Source organism: Nemorincola caseinilytica (assembly GCF_039540515.1).
GTDB classification, from domain to species: Bacteria; Bacteroidota; Bacteroidia; order Chitinophagales; family Chitinophagaceae; genus Nemorincola; species Nemorincola caseinilytica.
Map to the genome: position 1 here is coordinate 113,779 of NZ_BAABFA010000001.1, position 16,705 is coordinate 130,483.

The 16,705-nt window shown below is 51.8% G+C and carries 16 protein-coding genes; 7 read left to right on the forward strand and 9 right to left on the reverse strand.

Going from position 1 to position 16,705, the window contains the following annotated elements:
* The first annotated feature begins 245 nt into the window (after positions 1–245).
* A complete protein-coding gene (locus ABD843_RS00575) occupies positions 246–1,157 on the forward strand; it encodes an HAEPLYID family protein (protein ID WP_345076900.1) in 912 nt (303 codons plus the stop codon).
* Positions 1,158–1,189: 32 nt separating this feature from the next.
* Here ABD843_RS00575 and ABD843_RS00580 read toward each other — a convergent pair whose 3' ends face one another.
* From ABD843_RS00580 to ABD843_RS00590, 3 genes are all read right to left on the reverse strand, one after another.
* Positions 1,190–2,611 (reverse strand): glycoside hydrolase family 125 protein, encoded by a 1,422-nt coding sequence (locus ABD843_RS00580; protein ID WP_345076903.1) that lies wholly within the window; start codon positions 2,609–2,611, stop codon positions 1,190–1,192.
* A 105-nt stretch (positions 2,612–2,716) separates the two neighbouring features.
* Positions 2,717–3,235 (reverse strand): 30S ribosomal protein S16, encoded by a 519-nt coding sequence (rpsP, locus tag ABD843_RS00585; RefSeq protein ID WP_345076906.1) that lies wholly within the window; start codon positions 3,233–3,235, stop codon positions 2,717–2,719.
* Between the two features lie 123 nt (positions 3,236–3,358).
* Positions 3,359–4,588 carry a glycosyltransferase gene (locus ABD843_RS00590; protein WP_345076909.1) on the reverse strand — a complete coding sequence of 410 codons (1,230 nt, stop codon included), beginning with the start codon at positions 4,586–4,588 and terminating at the stop codon, positions 3,359–3,361.
* 140 nt (positions 4,589–4,728) lie between these two features.
* Between ABD843_RS00590 and ABD843_RS00595 the strand changes: the two genes are divergently transcribed.
* Entirely contained in the window at positions 4,729–6,396 is a 1,668-nt protein-coding gene (locus ABD843_RS00595) for a glutamine--tRNA ligase/YqeY domain fusion protein (RefSeq protein WP_345076912.1), read from the forward strand.
* A gap of 265 nt (positions 6,397–6,661) precedes the next feature.
* Here ABD843_RS00595 and ABD843_RS00600 read toward each other — a convergent pair whose 3' ends face one another.
* Entirely contained in the window at positions 6,662–8,236 is a 1,575-nt protein-coding gene (locus tag ABD843_RS00600; RefSeq protein WP_345076915.1) for a M28 family metallopeptidase, read from the reverse strand.
* A gap of 189 nt (positions 8,237–8,425) precedes the next feature.
* On the opposite strand from ABD843_RS00600, the gene ABD843_RS00605 reads away from it, so the two are divergent.
* Entirely contained in the window at positions 8,426–9,190 is a 765-nt protein-coding gene (locus ABD843_RS00605) for a hypothetical protein (RefSeq protein ID WP_345076918.1), read from the forward strand.
* Between the two features lie 144 nt (positions 9,191–9,334).
* Entirely contained in the window at positions 9,335–9,931 is a 597-nt protein-coding gene (locus ABD843_RS00610) for a rhomboid family intramembrane serine protease (protein WP_345076921.1), read from the forward strand.
* Here ABD843_RS00610 and tilS read toward each other — a convergent pair whose 3' ends face one another.
* From tilS to ABD843_RS00625, 3 genes are read right to left on the reverse strand one after another with little or no spacing between them, the layout of a single operon-like run.
* A complete protein-coding gene (gene tilS / locus ABD843_RS00615) occupies positions 9,932–11,269 on the reverse strand; it encodes a tRNA lysidine(34) synthetase TilS (protein ID WP_345076925.1) in 1,338 nt (445 codons plus the stop codon). It abuts the gene before it with no gap.
* A gap of 25 nt (positions 11,270–11,294) precedes the next feature.
* A complete protein-coding gene (locus tag ABD843_RS00620) occupies positions 11,295–11,609 on the reverse strand; it encodes a hypothetical protein (RefSeq protein WP_345076929.1) in 315 nt (104 codons plus the stop codon).
* A 41-nt stretch (positions 11,610–11,650) separates the two neighbouring features.
* Positions 11,651–12,160: a DMP19 family protein gene (locus ABD843_RS00625; protein ID WP_345076932.1), complete on the reverse strand. Its 510-nt coding sequence runs from the start codon at positions 12,158–12,160 to the stop codon at positions 11,651–11,653.
* Between the two features lie 57 nt (positions 12,161–12,217).
* On the opposite strand from ABD843_RS00625, the gene ABD843_RS00630 reads away from it, so the two are divergent.
* The 3 genes from ABD843_RS00630 to ABD843_RS00640 all read left to right on the forward strand — a co-directional run bounded on the left by ABD843_RS00630 (position 12,218) and on the right by ABD843_RS00640 (position 14,996).
* Positions 12,218–13,216 (forward strand): YeiH family protein, encoded by a 999-nt coding sequence (locus ABD843_RS00630; protein WP_345076935.1) that lies wholly within the window; start codon positions 12,218–12,220, stop codon positions 13,214–13,216.
* A gap of 168 nt (positions 13,217–13,384) precedes the next feature.
* Positions 13,385–14,497, forward strand: a complete 1,113-nt coding sequence (locus ABD843_RS00635) for an RHS repeat domain-containing protein (RefSeq protein WP_345076938.1) — start codon at positions 13,385–13,387, stop codon at positions 14,495–14,497.
* A gap of 22 nt (positions 14,498–14,519) precedes the next feature.
* Positions 14,520–14,996, forward strand: a complete 477-nt coding sequence (locus tag ABD843_RS00640) for a YkgJ family cysteine cluster protein (RefSeq protein ID WP_345076941.1) — start codon at positions 14,520–14,522, stop codon at positions 14,994–14,996.
* Here ABD843_RS00640 and ABD843_RS00645 read toward each other — a convergent pair.
* Positions 14,990–15,862, reverse strand: coding sequence for a hypothetical protein (locus ABD843_RS00645; protein ID WP_345076944.1), 873 nt, complete (start codon positions 15,860–15,862; stop codon positions 14,990–14,992). The two genes, ABD843_RS00640 and ABD843_RS00645, sit on opposite strands and share 7 nt — an antisense overlap.
* A 27-nt stretch (positions 15,863–15,889) precedes the next feature.
* Positions 15,890–16,495: an SCO family protein gene (locus ABD843_RS00650; protein ID WP_345076947.1), complete on the reverse strand. Its 606-nt coding sequence runs from the start codon at positions 16,493–16,495 to the stop codon at positions 15,890–15,892.
* Between the last annotated feature and the right edge of the window lie 210 nt (positions 16,496–16,705).

The window sequence follows — 16,705 nt, forward strand, 5'->3', positions numbered from 1 at the left end:
CCCCCTTTACAACATTGCCGATCTTAAATTTTAAAAGGCAGTGTATGCCCTTTAGCTTTATCTTGAAGCATAGATCTATTATTGGTCGGTAGCGCATCGGTTATGCATAAATAGTGAGAACCGCCGATCTCATTCTCCATATTACCCCTTCCCCTATTAGTGAACAAAACCCTAAGATCCTTGCCCGGTATAGTTAGATAGGCCTATTGCTATTATTTTGCGCTGCATCACAAAACAGTTGTAGCATGGTATCATTATCAAAGGTCGTAAGTACGGTATCGTTCCTGGCATTCGCATCCATGCCTGTCACATATGCACAGGTGGCCGATGAGAAGGAACGGCTGGACAGCCTGTATATAGAAGAGGTGGAGGACGGAAAGCACCGTACCGACAAAGTGCTGCATGCCGAACCGCTCTACATAGACCTCATTCGCGATCTTGGCGCCCGCAAAGGCGAACATGAGCTCAATATAGGCCTGGGCATCACCGATAACCAACGGTACGACCATTATACCACCCTTGTAGAATACGAGTTCGCCCCCATCGATCGCCTGGGGCTGGAGGTAGAGCTTCCATTCCTGTTTTACTACCCCAACCAGGCCGATGTAAAAAAGGACAGCATACCGTTCAGCCGTGTCAGCAGCCTTAAGACCGCCGCCCAATACTCCTTCTACGTTTCGGAGAAGCACAGTACATCAATGGCCATCGGCTACATTCACGAGGTGCTGCTGCCACCGCTCAGGCACTATGGCAAGGTCACATTCGTTCGCGGACATGGCTATAACCCCTTCTTTGTTGCCGCCAAACGACTGGGCAACAATTTTCACACGTTATTGTATACCGGGCCTTATATAGAGAAACAAGCTGCCCATAGCAGCCATACCGAATGGCATATGAACAGCAACCTGCATTATATGATACCCGGCACGCGCAACTTTATAGGACTGGAGCTGAACAAGAAATATGCGCACAATGGCGATACCAATACCCGCGACTTCGATATGACCATCAGGCCACAGATGCGCCTGGCCATAGCCGACAACCTGATGATAGGTATAGTGGCCGGTGTGCCCATAAAAAGAGAGAACGAGCGTTTCAGCACCTTTATGCGCCTCATATACGAGCCCGGCAGCCGCAGCAGTGCCCATAATATGTAGATACCGGTAAAAGGCGCTTTGCTGCCCAGTACCTACACCAGCAGGTCGGGCCGCTCCCTGTACACCTTCCATACGAACTCTCCGAACAGTGTGTTCGCCCATGCGAACCACGCCCGGGTATATTTCGTAGCATCATCCTTATGAAAGGCCTCGTGCATGAAGCCCGTACCGCCATGGCAGCCCTGTAGCATCTTCAGGCATTTTGTTATCTCATGTTCGTTAGTGGCCGTTATGCCGCGTATGGCTATGCTCATGGGCCATATATGGTCTACCCCCACATGGGGGCCGCCTATACCCTCTCCTGCCCTGCCCATATAATAAAAAGGATTATCAAATGACAGCACGAATTTCCTCGTGTTCAGGTACACTTTATCTTTCGCCATACCCGGCATCAGGTAGCCCAGGCCCAGCAGAGATGGTACATTGGCATCATCCATCAGGTTATAGCTGCCATAGCCATTCACCTCGTAGGCATATATGTCCCCATATTCCTTATGGTGCACAGTTGCGTTCTCTTTCAATGCTTCCCATACTTCCTTGCGCAGCGCAGCGGCCTCTGCCGCCACGGTCTTGTGGCCCATCGCGTTCAGCATTTCCTCCATTTGCCGCAGGCTCTCTACAGCAAAGAAGTTGGCAGGTACAAAGTGCGGGTACACTGTGGCATCATCGCTCGGGCGAAACATAGAGCATATCATACCATTGGCTTTGACAGGGTAGCCATAACCCGCCAGCGGCAGGCTGTCTGTGGCCCACTCGGTGCGCCTCATAAAGTGGTAAGGCCCCTTGCCCTCCTTTCGCTGCTGTTCTTTGAATGTCTTTATCACCAGTTTCATGGCTTCCAGCCATGCGTCGTCCAGTACTGTTGTATCACCTGTTTCCTTATAGTAGCCATGTGCCAGCCTTATGGGGTAGCAAAGGCTGTCTATCTCCCATTTGCGCTCGTGTATACCCGGCTGCATATCGGTCAGGTCGTTCTTCCACTCGCTTACTTTGTTCTCGTTCTTGTAAAAGGCATTGGCATAAGGGTCCTTCAATATGCATTTGGTATGGCGGTTCACTACCCCTGCTATCAGCAGTTTTAGTTGCGGGTCTTTTTTGCACAGCGGCAGGTAGGGCCATACCTGTGCCGATGAGTCTCTGAGCCACATGGCATCTATATCGCCCGTTATCACATAGGTGTCGGGGCGGCCATTTACCATGCTATGGTCTACCGTTGTATCCAGCGTGTTGGGGAAACAGTTGCCGAACATCCAGGCCAGTTCCTTATTGCCTATCCTGGCCTGTATCTCCCCTATCACTTCCTCTACGGCCGGGCTGGTGAAATTCCTTTTTTTCAAGGATATGCGCACCTCCGGGAATTTGGTACTACCGCTACCCCATGCCCTTGTATACGGCGCCAGCGCTATAGCGGCCCCTGCCAGCGATGCCTGTGTTATGAAACGTCTCCTGTCCATATGCCTTTTTCGTTCTGATAAAGATAGTGCTATGGACCACAAAACAAAAGAGGCCATCCATCAGGATAGCCTCTTTGTTATGAACATTTTTGTATTCGATAGTTATTATGCTTCTGCGCTTGCTTCGCCTTCTGTGCTTTCAGCACCTTCGGCGCTATCATCGGCAGTTTCAGCAGCAGCAGCCTTGGCCAGGTTCTTCTCTTCTATCTTGCGTACAGACTCTTTCATGGTCTCGTTGCGCTTGTCGGCCTTGTGCTTGCGGTGTGCTTCTTCACGGCGGGCTACCAGCTCTTCGTGTTCGCCATTCCACTTCTCGAATTTCTCCAGCGCTGTCTGCTGATCGAACAGGCCAAGAGATACACCACGCATCAGGTGTTTCAGGTACAGTACGCCTTTGAAAGACAGTATCCTGCGGCAGGTATTCGTAGGCTGCGCACCCTGGTCCAGCCAGTGCAGCGAGCGCTCACGGTTGATACGGATAGTTGCAGGAACGGTCAGCGGGTTATATGTACCCAGCTTTTCGATGAATTTACCATCGCGTGGAGCGGTAGTGCTAGCGGCAACAATGAAGTAGAAGGGGCGTTTCTTTGAGCCGTGCCTCTGAAGACGGATCTTTACTGACATAAATAATAGAAATTATTTTGTATGGGTTAAACAATAAAATTTTCAGATCGCAAATATAGCCCCTCACATTCAATTCTCAAAAAAAACAGCAGTATTTTAATGGTATTCTAATATTATTACCCATTATTTACTCCATTTTACCCGCGCAAAACGTGCCAAAGCCCTTGCCGCGGACGTCCATTTACCTACTGCTGACATTTGAGTATTTCCCGGTGCGGCATTGGCGGGCGGCACGGCCGCAATGGCGTTCCAATATCGCTCCAGGCATTTTTTCATAGCGAATTCCTGTTCGGCAACCGTCCTTGCCGCCCTCATGCGCCTGTCGGTAGGTATGGCTGCTACGGCTTTTATCTTGTCTACCGCATCGGCAATGCCGCCTATGCTGTATACTCCTATACAGTCTTTGGCCATGGGCAGATGCTCCATATCTTCTACACCGCTCACTCGTGTACCCACAAAACCACAGCCTGCGGCCAGCGCTTCCATCATAGATACCGGCATACCTTCCGAGTTCGATGTGAGCAGCAGTACATCTGTTCGCCGCAGCAGGTCCTGTACCCCATCATTGCCCAGCCACCCATGGAATGTCACATATTCTTCCACCCCCTCCTTTCTTAACATCTCAGCATATTCCGGCCTCGATGTCGCGCTATCGCCCGCTATATGCAGCCTGAAGGCCACGCCCTGCCTGTACAGCATGGCGCATATGTTCACCAGGTCGTATGCCCGCTTCTCATGGTCGGTAAGCCGCCCTACAAAGGCCATGCGGATCTCTGCATGGGCATCAGCGCTCTTGGTCATAGCAGGCAGGTTTATGCCGCAGGATATCACTTTTATCCTGTCGCGTGCTATGGCAGGGCATTTTTCCGCCAGCTTGCGCCCTATCCTGCCCGATACACATGCAGCCAGTGTCAGGTATGCCTTATATGCAATGGCTATATCGTAATAATGGTCCTGGTCGCCATGCAGTACACCTATCATGGGGTAAGAGCCCGCTACGCGGCTTGCCGCGTTCCACACATCCATATCGTCCGATACTACCAGCGGTGTCCCCTCCGGCACATTTTCCATTATCAGCCGTGTATATATGGATGAGCGATATGCCCCTGTACCGAACTCGAAAAGGAAACTGGCGGGTGCGTATACCAGCTTTATCTTATCGGCATAGGGCTGTATCAGGGCTGCCATTTGCTCCCTGCCTCCTGCATTCACAAATTCGCTCGTAGGCTTTACCGTCACGACCCATACTTCGCTATCCTCACTGGCGGCTATGGCCGCATCGGCCATCCAGCGGGTAACGCCGCCGCGGTGGTAAGGGTGGCACAAAAAAGCTATGCGTCTCTTCGGGGACATGGAGATATATTCGTTCAGTGGGCGAAAATAAACTCTTTTTATGCTATACTGCCGCAAAACTTCATACACACGCATATGCCTTGATCCGGCCTTTGAAATAGCTGCTTACTGCGTACATTTGCGCCATCACAACAACTATTATGAGCGAAGAAAGGTCACTGAACTTCCTGGAAGAGATCATTGAAGCAGATATAGCCGCAGGCACCCATGGCGGACGGGTACATACCCGCTTCCCGCCAGAGCCCAATGGCTACCTGCATATCGGTCATGCTACATCCATATGTCTCAATTTCGGGCTGGCTAAGAAGTATAACGGCAAATGCAACCTGCGTTTCGATGATACCAATCCCGTTACCGAGGAGACAGAATATGTAGAGAGCATAAAGTACGACATACAATGGCTGGGCTTCAAATGGGACAATGAACTCTATGCCTCCGATTACTTCGAGCAGTTGTACCAGTTCGCCGTTACGCTTATAAAGAAAGGCCTGGCCTATGTGGACGACAGTACTGCCGAGGAGATAGCCGCGCAAAAGGGGTCTACCACAGCCCCCGGCACCAATAGCCCCTACCGCGACCGCAGCGTGGAGGAGAACCTGCAGCTTTTCGCAGATATGCGTGCAGGCAGATACAAGGATGGTGAAAAGACCCTGCGTGCCAAAGTAGATATGGCCCACCCCAACCTGCTGCTGCGCGACCCGCTCATGTACCGCATCAAGCACGAGCATCACCACCGTACCGGCGATGCATGGTGCATATACCCCATGTACGATTTCGCCCATGGCCAGTGCGACAGCATAGAGGAGATCACTCACTCTATCTGCACGCTCGAGTTCATTCACCACCGCCCGCTCTACAACTGGTTCATAGAGCAGTTGGGTATCTTCCCCTCGCACCAGTACGAGTTCGCACGCCGCAACCTCACCTATACGGTCATGAGCAAGCGCAAGCTGCTGCAACTGGTGAATGAGAACCATGTAAGCGGCTGGAACGACCCCCGCATGCCTACCATCAGCGGTATGCGCAGGCGCGGCTATCCTGCCGAGGCGCTGCGCAATTTCAGCGATACCATAGGCATAGCCAAACGCGAGAATATAGTAGATATAAGCATGCTGGAGTTCTGCGTGCGCGAGGTGCTGAACAAGACGGCCAACCGCGTGATGGCCGTACTCGATCCGCTGAAGCTGGTGATAACCAACTATCCCGAAGGCCAGGTAGATCACTTCGAGACCGACAATAATCCCGAGGATGAAACCGCAGGCAGCCGCACCCTACCCTTTGGCCGTGAGCTGTGGATAGAGCGTGAGGACTTTATGGAAGATGCGCCTAAGAAGTTCTTCAGGCTGGCGCCGGGCAATATGGTACGCCTCAAAAGCGCCTATATAGTAAAATGTACCGGCTGCGTGAAGGACGAGGCCGGCAATGTGACCGAAGTACACTGTACCTACCTGCCCGAAAGCAAGAGTGGCAACGATACCAGCGGCCTCACGGTAAAGGGAACTATACACTGGGTAAGCGTAGAACACGCAAAGACCGCCGAGGTGCGCATGTACGATCGCCTCTTCCGTGTAGAGGACCCATCGAACGAGGATGGCAATTTCAAAGACTACATCAACCCCCACTCTATGGAGGTGCTGGAAAAGGTATACATAGAGCCCTCTCTGGCCACTGCACAGCCCGGAGACCGCTTCCAGTTCATGCGCAAGGGGTACTTCTGTGTAGATACCGACAGCACTGCCGACCGCCTCATCTTCAACCGTACCGTTACGCTGAAAGACGCATGGGCAAAGGAGCAGAAAAAGGGGTGAGACGAATAGCATTGATAAAACAGAAAGGCCGTGAACTTCTATCGTTCACGGCCTTTCTGTTTCAGTATATCTGCATATTCTATCTTTACTTGTCCTCGTCTGTGACGAGGATATAACGGCAGTGCGTTTGCAACGCGCTTGTATCATTAGTGTTTTGGCCGGTCTCCAGACCGGCCAAAACACGCATCAAGCCTCCGTTTGCCGTAGGTCGTACCTACTGCAAAAATGGTTGCCGGTATCTTACCGGCAACTTAAAGCTCATTACTTACCGCCTGTAGCTATCTGCAGCTTTGTTCACCTTGGGCAGAGGTTTACGGGGTAGCTTCTGTGTGCGCATGGCCGTGTGATATACGAAGGAGGCCACTATCACCGATGCCTGCTGCAGGTCGTTGGCGCTTACGCGGTCATAAGAGTCCATATTGGTGTGGTGGGTACGGGTACCATACTCCAGTGGGTCTTGTATGAATTGGAAGCCCGGTATACCCACTTCATCGAACGATATATGGTCCGTAGAGCCTGTGTTCCTGAGGGTCACAGTGGTAGCGCCAAGGTCGGCAAATGGCGCCAGCCAGCCAGCGAATATACTGCGCACCTCATCATTCTCCTGTGCAAAGATGCCCCTTATCTTGCCTCCGCCATTGTCCAGGTTGTAGTAGGCCGATACCATCTTTTGTCCCGGCTTCAGCTTCATGGTCAGCCTGTCGCCAAAGTGTTTCTTCACATACCCGCGCGATCCCAGCAATCCCTGCTCCTCGCCGCTCCACAGGGCCAGCCTTATGGTGCGGCGGGGTTTTGCACCTATTGCCTTCAGTATCCTTATGGCCTCCATCATCACCGCCGATCCCGTACCATTGTCGGTAGCCCCGGTAGATGCATGCCAGCTATCCAGGTGGGCGCCCAGCATCACCACCTCATCTTTTAGCTGCGGGTCGGTACCAGGTATCTCGGCTATCACATTATACTCGGTAGAGTCGGTAGTTATGAACGATGTCCACGAATCCATTTCCAGCGTCACCTTCTTGCCTGCATCCAGCAGGCGGCCCAGTATGGCCAGGTGCTCATTGCCCATTTCCATCTCGGGCAGCACGGGCTTCGCATCCCACTTGCGCGATGCCCCGTTCGATGTGAATACCGTACCCATCGTTCCCCTGCCGCCGCTCAGTACCGCTATGGCACCCTCCTCCATCAGGAAGGAGTCTATCTGTGGCCGCAGGTTCACCCGGGGCCTGCCAGGCTGTGCCTTACGGCTCAGGTTGGTGGCCACTTCTTCGGTATGGTTATCCATTTCCATCTTGTGCAGCTCTTCGTCCGTCAGCCTGCGGGCATCGGCGGTAAAGTTGGGCTTCGTCTCATTGTTCAGTGTCGATAGTACTACCATCTTGCCACGCAGTTTGCCGCTGTATTGTGCCATATCTTCCAGCTTCTCTATGCGCACCAGTATGGCGTCTCCGCGCAGCATACCTTCGGTGCCCGGTGTCCATGCACGCGGTACGCCTATCAACGGCTGGTAGTATGGCTCGCGCATGGCTATATAGCTCTTGTCTATCTGCCAGCCCTTGCCAAAGCCGCCCCAGCGCTCTATATGCACATTTTGCATACCCCACTTCTTCAACTGTTTGGCGGCCCATAGCTCGGCGGTATACATTCCCTGCGACCCCGTAAGACGTGGGCCGTTCACATCCGTCAGCTCGAACAATGTATTCATTACCTGCGAGTTGCGAAAGCCCTCGTTCTTAATGAGCGATACGGTATGCATATCTACCTGCCCCGCATTATCGCCCCTGAACGACATGCTTATTATGGCCGCGCCGGCAACTGCGTATTTGGCTATTTTTCTCATGGATATATTTTTATGACAGTGCGAAAAGTAAGCAAAAACATCCATATCGGCCAGCCCTTATCGTCCCTGCACACTGCCTATACCGCAATATCCCCCTATCTCCTCCCCTTTTTCCTGGCGGAAAATATATGGCAGTATGCTATTGTACTTCACGAATTTTTATATCTTCGCCCTAACAAAAGCGATATTATGACAAAAATTTTTGTTCCTGTATTTGCTGCCGCCTTACTAACCATTGGCACGCTGAATGCACAAACACCAAAGGGCAAACCTGCCCCTGCGGTAAAAAAAGAGACCGCTCCTGTCAATAAGGTGCCCGTTCCTGTGGCCAGGCCGGTGGTCCCCGTTACCAAGCCTGCTCCGTCTGTAGTGAAGCCGGCCGTTCCGGTGGCCAAGCCTGCCGTGGCTGCTCCCGCGCCTGCACCCAAGCCGGTTCCGGTACCTGCCGCCAAGCCAGTAGCAACTCCCAAACCCGTACCTGTGCCTGCTGTCAAGCCGGTACCAGTACCTGCAAAACCAGTTGCGGCCAAGCCTGCAGCACCTGCAAAAAAAGCACCCGCTACTATATCTAAGGCTCCTGTAAAGAAAGCCGCTGTAGCTAAGAAAGCCGCAACAAAGAAGCCAAAGGCCTCTCCTGTGACCGAGGACGAAATAATGCCATCGCGCGTAGCTCCCAGGAGCCGTTACAGCGATGACGAGCCTGTACGCAGGGTAGAAGAAAAACGCATAGTGATACGCGAAGAAATGGAGTCTGACAACGAGCATGAAGAAAAACCATGCTGCGCCAAGAAGGCATCTTGCAAGTCTTACACTGACGGTTGCGCCCAGGAGTGCTGCCGCGGCAGGTACAGCAAAAGGCGCTACGACAAGTACAACTACCTGATGAACTACTACAAAGAGAAGAACGACGAGTTCAGGAAGGCACACAGCAAAGGCGAGTGTGGCCACCACTAAACTCGATCCTTACCATATCTAAAGAGAGCCTTTGAATATCCCTTCAAAGGCTCTTCTTTTTATACCGTACTCCCCTAGTGTTAACATTTTCCTGTACCAACTTCATCTTACTTTTGGCAGCTCAAAGAACCGGATAAGAACCACATGTATCTCACCATACTCACCATCATCGTTACCGTCATTATTTCCATAATGGCCTTCAGCAACAATGAGCTTATGGACAAGTTCATACTTTGGCCCCGCCGTATGGATAGCCCGCAGGAATATTACAGGCTGCTCAGTTCGGGCTTCATTCATGCCGACTGGAACCACCTGCTGTTCAATATGTTCTCGCTTTATTTCGTAGGAACGTATGTAGAAATGGTACTCGGGTTCGGGTTCTTCACCCTTTACCTCACCGGCATCATAGTAGCCTCGCTGCCCTCATTTATCAAGAATAAGAACAATTCGTATTATCGTTCCCTGGGTGCCTCCGGCGGGGTATCGGCTGCCATGTTCTTTTTTATATACTTCCAGCCATGGAGCTCCGTCAATATCATGTTCATCCCCATCGGTATCTATGCCATCGTATTCGGTGTCATATACCTGGCCTGCGAGGTATACATGTCCAAAAGAGGGATGGGAAATGTGAACCACGATGCCCATATATGGGGTGCTGCCTATGGTCTTTTGTACGGGGTGCTTATCGATCCCACGCACGGCGCCGGCTTCATACAGCAGATGCTGCATCCACCGTTCTGATCATTTTGCCGTTCGTGTCACCACTAGTACCTGCCTGGTAGATGGCCGCACCTTGAAGCGCTCATCGGGCCTTATGCCCGCTATCCACACAATGCGTTTGTTGCATTCCAGCACCCATACATGTTCTTTTTCGTGCAGGGGCACTTTCAGGTCTATCAGCAGGCGACTCACTTTTTTCTTTTTCATGCCCATACCCAGCGGGTACAGGTGATCGCCGGTACGCCACCGGCGCAGCAGTAGCGGAAAGGTGATGGCCCCTGCATCTATATACGCTACATCCTTATCGGCAGGTATACTCGCGGGTACATCTTTTATGGCAAATGAGAAGCTGTATCTGTCCGTATCTATAGTACAGGGCGCGCCTTCTACCTGTATCATGTCGGCATCGGCCGGGGCCAGCGCGGTTATCACCAGGAACTCCCTGTCGCGTATCACCCTGTGCGTGCCCGATGTCATGTACTTACCCGCACCTGCATCCAGCAGGGCCATGGCCTGGGGTATTTGCGCTGCGGTGAACCCGAACGGCTGCAATAGCTCATAACATATGGTGGCCAGCGGTGTACGGTGGCGCAGCTTGCGTATGGCTATGTAGTGGTCGCTGCCGCGTTTTTCTATCAGTATTACTATCTCGGCCTTTACAGCTTTGTTGTACAGTTGTTCTGCCTCGGCAAAACGGCCTATGCTGCCGTTCACATTATCCACCATTCCGGGGAAGAGCTTCTGCACCTCGGGTATCACATTATGGCGTATGGCATTGCGCAGGTAGTCGTCGCTGGCATTGCTTTCGTCATCGCGCCACGTTATGTTATTGGCCACAGCATACTCCATTATCTGCTCGCGCGTGGCCCATAGCAGTGGGCGCACCAGCTTGCCGTTATCGGGCAGTATACCATGCAGCCCCTGTATACCCGTACCCCGAAAGAGGTTCATCAGCAGGGTCTCTACATTATCATTGGCATGGTGTGCGGTCACCGTCCTCACATACCCGAACTCCTGCTGCAGATCCCCGAACCACTCATAGCGCAATATCCGGGCCGTTTCCTGTGTACCCTTCTTCCACTCTGCGGCCATTTCTTTGGTGGCAAAGCGGGTGATATGGCATACCACGCCCGCCTGCAGGCAGCGGTCGCGCACCAGTACCTCGTCCAGGTCTGATGCCGCTCCCCGCAGCCCGAAGTTGCAATGCGCCACGGCAAACGGTATACTGCTGTCTATGAATAGCTGCAGCAGCGCCATAGAGTCTACACCGCCGCTTACGGCCAGCAGCACGGGCTTGCCGCCCAGCGCTGCAAATGCACTATGCCAGTGTGTACGGAACTGCGCCAGTAGGTCGTTCAAGATGTTCGCTTTTTTATTGGGTGTATCAGTATACAAGGTCCTCATATGCGCCCTGTAGCTCGTTGTAGCTGTGCATATCCTTGGCGGCCTTGGCGGCAGCCATGCCGCGTTCGTATATGGCTATAGCCTCCTGCTGCGCGCCGGTACGTTCCAGCAGCTTGCCCAGGTGGTAGTAGGTGGCCACATAGCCCGGGTCGTTGGTCATATTCAGCTCGAAGTGTGTACGCGCCGCGGCCTCGTCGCCGGCCTTCACATATTCCAGCGCCAGCGCATGGTTCAGAAAACAGTCCTTCGGACTCGCCTCCAGGAATTTTCGTAATTTCTCTATTCTTTCTGTCATTGGTATCTGCTGCTGGGAAGGTCAAAGTTACACACACATCGTTATGCAGGCCGTACGAATTCGTGCAGGTTGGCCATTGCATGTTCCAGCATCTTTTGGGTGGTATCCGCGTTCAGCACCTGGTAGCGGGCGTCTATGGCTTCAAATTCCTTTAGTTCATCATAGAGCTTCGCAAAATCCTCCACGCTGGTCGATGCCTCCAGCAGTTCCCGGTTCAGTACATATACCTTCAGCACATCGTCCAGCACCTGCGCCATCTCGGGCGCGCCCAGCTTGTAGAACTGCTCTACCATATTGGGCAGCAGGCCCACATATCCATTCTGCAGGAACTGTATGAAGCCTCCCTGCCCTACCTGCATATGCATATAGTCGCTGGTGAGCAGCAGTTGCTGCTCCCACGATAGCTCGTCCAGGAATTCAAAGGTCTGCCGCTTGTACAGCTCCTCATGCAGTGGCTGCACCAGCATATCGAACACCCGCTCCTGGTCGCCTGCCTCGTATGCTTTTTTTATTTGGTCTATATCGGCTACAGGCAGAAAATTACTACTCATAACATTATCTTTGGGCGCTTGGTATATTCTTGGGGTATACCGCAATTCTTATTTTTAATGAAGGCAACATTACTAAACTTGCCCAACACGGCCAAACAGGCCGTGTTCATATCGTGTCTTGCAGCACTTGTTCTCCTCAACATCTTCTTTGCCTTTCCGCCCCCTGCCGCCCTGGCCATGGGTATAGCCATAGCCCTGGTCACCGGTCACCCCTACATACACCTCAATAAAAAAGCCACTACCATGCTGCTGCAGGTATCGGTGGTATGCCTCGGCTTCGGTATGAACTTCGAGCATGCCATGAAGGCAGGTAAAGAAGGCTTCCTTTTTACGGTATGTACCATCGCCGTCACCCTTGTTGTCGGTTATTTCCTCGGCAAAAAATTGAAGATCGACGACAATACGTCCCTGCTCATTTCCAATGGCACCGCCATATGCGGCGGTAGTGCTATAGCGGCCGTAGCGCCCATAGTAAAGGCCAATGACAACCAGATAAGTGTGGCCCTCGGTACGGTATTCATACTCAACTCTGTGGCGCTTTTCATATTCCCACCCATAGGTCATGCGCTTGGCCTCACGGCCGAGCAGTTCGGCACCTGGTGCGCCATAGCCATACACGATACCAGCTCTGTAGTAGGCGCCGCATCGGGCTACCGCGATGCAGCCGGCAACGATGCCCTGGGCATAGCCACCACCATAAAGCTGGAGCGCGCGCTGTGGATCATCCCCATTGCCCTTGGCACTGCCTACTTTCAGCGCTCTACCGGCAAGGTCAAGATACCTTACTTCATCCTGTGGTTCATAGTGGCCATACTGGTATCTACCTACCTGCCACGTCTTGTACCCGCCCTCAACGATACCTTTGCCGATAAGACCATCTTTCAGCACCTCTATACCCTGGGCCGCAAAGGGCTTGTCATTACACTCTTCCTTATAGGTTCGGGCCTCTCGCTCAAGACCATACGCCAGGTGGGCTTTCGCCCTGTGTTACAGGGAGTTATACTGTGGATACTCATCGGCAGCATCTCCCTATCCGTCATAAAAGGTGTTATTTAAGTAGCTTCCTATTAATTGTTCACAAGCTATTTAAATAAAATTATATCAGACAAAACACAACTTTCTTGTAAATTGCCGCCCCATCCGGTCATCTGTGTCATTGTTCGTTATACATGTGCATGAGTATGCGTACATGATCGGTGGTTATTTTAATCAGGTAAAGTGATAATGAGAGTATTTACTGCTACACTTCTGCTTACTGCTATATGTGCAGCGGCCCACGGACAGGACCTGAAGAAACAGGCCGCTCCGGCCAATGACCTGAAAGCAGAAGGGCTCAGGGGAAAGGTGAAGGTGATAACAACGCGCGGCTTCAAGGCCACAAAGGGTGTGCAGAATACTGTGCTGAAGGGCAGCCTTGTGCATACTACCATAAAGCGGTACAACCCTGCAGGTTACCTTATGGAAAGCACTTCCAGCATAGGTGGCAATACCATCAATGGCAAGGAAATGCCCTACCGCTCTGCCCGCATAGTGTATAAGTACGATAATCATTACAACCTGGTAGGCAGCTGCAGCTATGATACTTATGGCAAGCTGCAGGATTCCTCTGTACACTTCGTAGATAAGATGGGAAACCGCATATACTGGCAGATATACAAGGGCAATGGCTACCAGGAATGGGAATACATCTCTGAGTACGATAACGCAGGCAACCTCCTCGAGACCAACGATTTCCATTACGGTAAACTCGTTACGCGGCATACCTACAAGTACAACGACCGCGGCGAATGCGCTATAGAGAACGACCTGAACCCCGATGGTACGCTGAAGGCCAAAAGGCTTTTCAAATACGACGACCGCAGCAATCGCATAGAGTCGGAGGAGTGGAACGGTAATGGTTCCTTCTCGGTAAAGCACACATACCGCCATAATGCTATGGGCAAGGTAGTGGAAGAGCGCGAGTACAAGCAGGATGGTGTGGACAAGTACTCCAAAATACTCACCGACTACGATGCCGAAGGGAATGTGATAGAGATAAAGCAGTATGGCGAAAATGGCAAGCTCATGTACATGGGCAAGATGGATAAGTATGGCAACCACCTGGCCGATGTGGGCTACAACCCCGATGGCAGCGTGCACGACAAGATAACTGCCGAGTACAAGTATGACGAGTATGAGAACGAGATAGAGGAGATCCTCAACTACAGCGATGGCAGCCCATTGGTGAAAAGTACCTACAAGTACGTTTACGATATGGACCTGAACTGGGCCAAGAAGACGGTTTGGGAAGATGGCGACCCGGTACGCGTTACCGAGCGCGAGATAGAATATTACTGATCTCCTACCTATATACTACCACATGCAGGCGAACTGGGAAAAAGAGGCGAAAGAGCATCAGAAGGCATACAAACATATGCTGGAAAAGGGCAACAGGAACAAAATGCTCCGCGAACTGCCGCGCCTGCACGAGGAAGCATTCAGCAAGATAGATTGCCTGCAGTGCGCCCGCTGCTGCAAGAACCACTCTCCCCGCTTCAAGCAGCCCGATATAAAACGTATAGCCAAAGTACTGCGCATAAAAGAGGGCGACCTTGTGGCCCGCTACCTGCGGCTGGATAGTGATGGCGATTATGTGACCCAGAAAAGCCCCTGCCCCTTCCTGGCCGATGACAATACCTGCAATATCTACGACGACCGCCCCAGCGACTGCCGCCGCTACCCCTATACCGATGAGGATGTACTGCTGAAGCGGGTGCAGCTAACGCTGAAGAACGCCACGGTATGCCCCGCCACCTATGCCGTGCTGGAAGAGCTGCTGAAGCTACAAGGTCACTGATCGCCAAAGCCTATCAGCAGTATGGCCGTAAGGGCCAGTATCAGCCCGGCTATACGCCATTTGCCCGCCCGCTCGCCAAAGAACAATATGGCTGTGATGGCCGTTGCTATCAGTATGCTCACATTCAGCAGCGGTATAGTTGCCGAGCTCTGGAAAACCCCGCTGTGCAGCGCCTTCACCAGGAAGAATATGGAAAAGAAATTGGGTATGCCCACGCATATGCCCGCTACTATGTTCTTTAATTTTATTTGGGTCTTCCCCATCAGCACCATAGCCGTAAGGATGATGACACCTGTCGCCCCTGCCGTGGCAAAGCACACTATGGTACATGCCGCCTGAGCCTCGTTGGTGTGCAGGTAGGTGATCTGTATATGGTTCACCAGTGTGTCCAGGCTGCCACTGGCCACAAAGAGCAGGGCCGGCCACAGCAGGTTGCGCGATGCACCCTCACCTCCCTCGCAGGTGCGGGTTATGAGGTATACCGCAGGAAAGGCCATTATTATACCCGTTATCTTAAAGGCTCCTGCGCTCTCGTTATACAGTACCAGCGAGCATATCACCGGTATCACCAGCGATAGCTTGTTGGCCAGCACCATGGTGGTCATGCCGCTCACCTTGGTACAGTAGGCCATCAGGTTGAAGATGGAAATGAAGGCCACACCCATCATCAGGGTCCATGGCAGCCAGGGGGCCTGCAGTGTGGTGGTATTAAAAGGCATCTGCCCCGTGAACAGGCAGCCCGTCACCACACATACGCAGTAATTCACCACTATGGCCTGCAGTGGGTCTATTCTGAAACGCCCGAATAGCTTCAGTATGGCCGATATGACCACATTCGTCAGTACAGTGGCTATGAAGTAGAACAAGGGTGGAGATGTTTATGCAGTAAGGCCTTATTTACCCTTTTTCTCTTCCAGCAGTATCTTTATGTGGCTTACCAGGGTGTCCAGCTTGTTGTCGTCCAGGCCGTCATACATACCCCTTATCCTGCCGTAGTTGTCTACAAGTACATAGTGGTTGTCGTGTATGAAGTCCTTATCTATGCTTATGCCCGTAGTATCGTCCTCCGCATTTATCAGGTAGCTGTAGCGGGCCATATCATATAGTTGCTTTTTATCGCCCGTCAGGAACATCCATTGTGTTGCATCGGCATCGAATTTCATGCTGTATGCTTTCAGTGCGGCTACAGTGTCTTTCAGGGGGTCTACCGTATGCGATAATATCATCACATCTTTGTTGCCTTTGAATTTTCCATATATCTTCGACAGATTCTCGTTCATCTTCGGGCATATACCCTTACATGTAGCAAAAAAATATTCCACCACCACTACCTTGTCCTTTACATCCTCATTGGTTATGGTCTTGCCATCCTGGTTAATGAACGAGAAAGGCGCTACCCGGTGTTCGGGCACATTGCCCAGTACGGGTAGCGAGGGTTTGGTGATATTGGCCCTTGTTACCTTGTAATAGTAACCAAGGAACGCAACACCGAATATCATGAAAAAAACTATGAGAAATATACTTGTCTTGCTGGTCTTCATGCGGCAAAAATAACGAAAACAAGAGGCATGTTACCATCAGGTAACAGTAAAATAAGTTGCGTTCCATTATCACATTTTTTCGTGTCATATGTTCATTTTCTATACTGCTTACAAAAAAGCGTGCCCGATCTTTGTTTTTACATGGATAATCCCTACTTTGCGTATTAT

Coding starts and splice junctions, on each gene's coding strand:
- ABD843_RS00650 (WP_345076947.1), bottom strand. CDS start 16,495: ATGATATTCGGTGTTGCGTTCCTTGGTTACTATTACAAGGTAACAAGG.
- ABD843_RS00580 (WP_345076903.1), bottom strand. CDS start 2,611: ATGGACAGGAGACGTTTCATAACACAGGCATCGCTGGCAGGGGCCGCT.
- ABD843_RS00640 (WP_345076941.1), top strand. CDS start 14,520: ATGCAGGCGAACTGGGAAAAAGAGGCGAAAGAGCATCAGAAGGCATAC.
- ABD843_RS00620 (WP_345076929.1), bottom strand. CDS start 11,609: ATGACAGAAAGAATAGAGAAATTACGAAAATTCCTGGAGGCGAGTCCG.
- ABD843_RS00630 (WP_345076935.1), top strand. CDS start 12,218: ATGAAGGCAACATTACTAAACTTGCCCAACACGGCCAAACAGGCCGTG.
- ABD843_RS00625 (WP_345076932.1), bottom strand. CDS start 12,160: ATGAGTAGTAATTTTCTGCCTGTAGCCGATATAGACCAAATAAAAAAA.
- ABD843_RS00600 (WP_345076915.1), bottom strand. CDS start 8,236: ATGAGAAAAATAGCCAAATACGCAGTTGCCGGCGCGGCCATAATAAGC.
- ABD843_RS00610 (WP_345076921.1), top strand. CDS start 9,335: ATGTATCTCACCATACTCACCATCATCGTTACCGTCATTATTTCCATA.
- ABD843_RS00575 (WP_345076900.1), top strand. CDS start 246: ATGGTATCATTATCAAAGGTCGTAAGTACGGTATCGTTCCTGGCATTC.
- rpsP (WP_345076906.1), bottom strand. CDS start 3,235: ATGTCAGTAAAGATCCGTCTTCAGAGGCACGGCTCAAAGAAACGCCCC.
- ABD843_RS00590 (WP_345076909.1), bottom strand. CDS start 4,588: ATGTCCCCGAAGAGACGCATAGCTTTTTTGTGCCACCCTTACCACCGC.
- ABD843_RS00635 (WP_345076938.1), top strand. CDS start 13,385: ATGAGAGTATTTACTGCTACACTTCTGCTTACTGCTATATGTGCAGCG.
- ABD843_RS00595 (WP_345076912.1), top strand. CDS start 4,729: ATGAGCGAAGAAAGGTCACTGAACTTCCTGGAAGAGATCATTGAAGCA.
- ABD843_RS00605 (WP_345076918.1), top strand. CDS start 8,426: ATGACAAAAATTTTTGTTCCTGTATTTGCTGCCGCCTTACTAACCATT.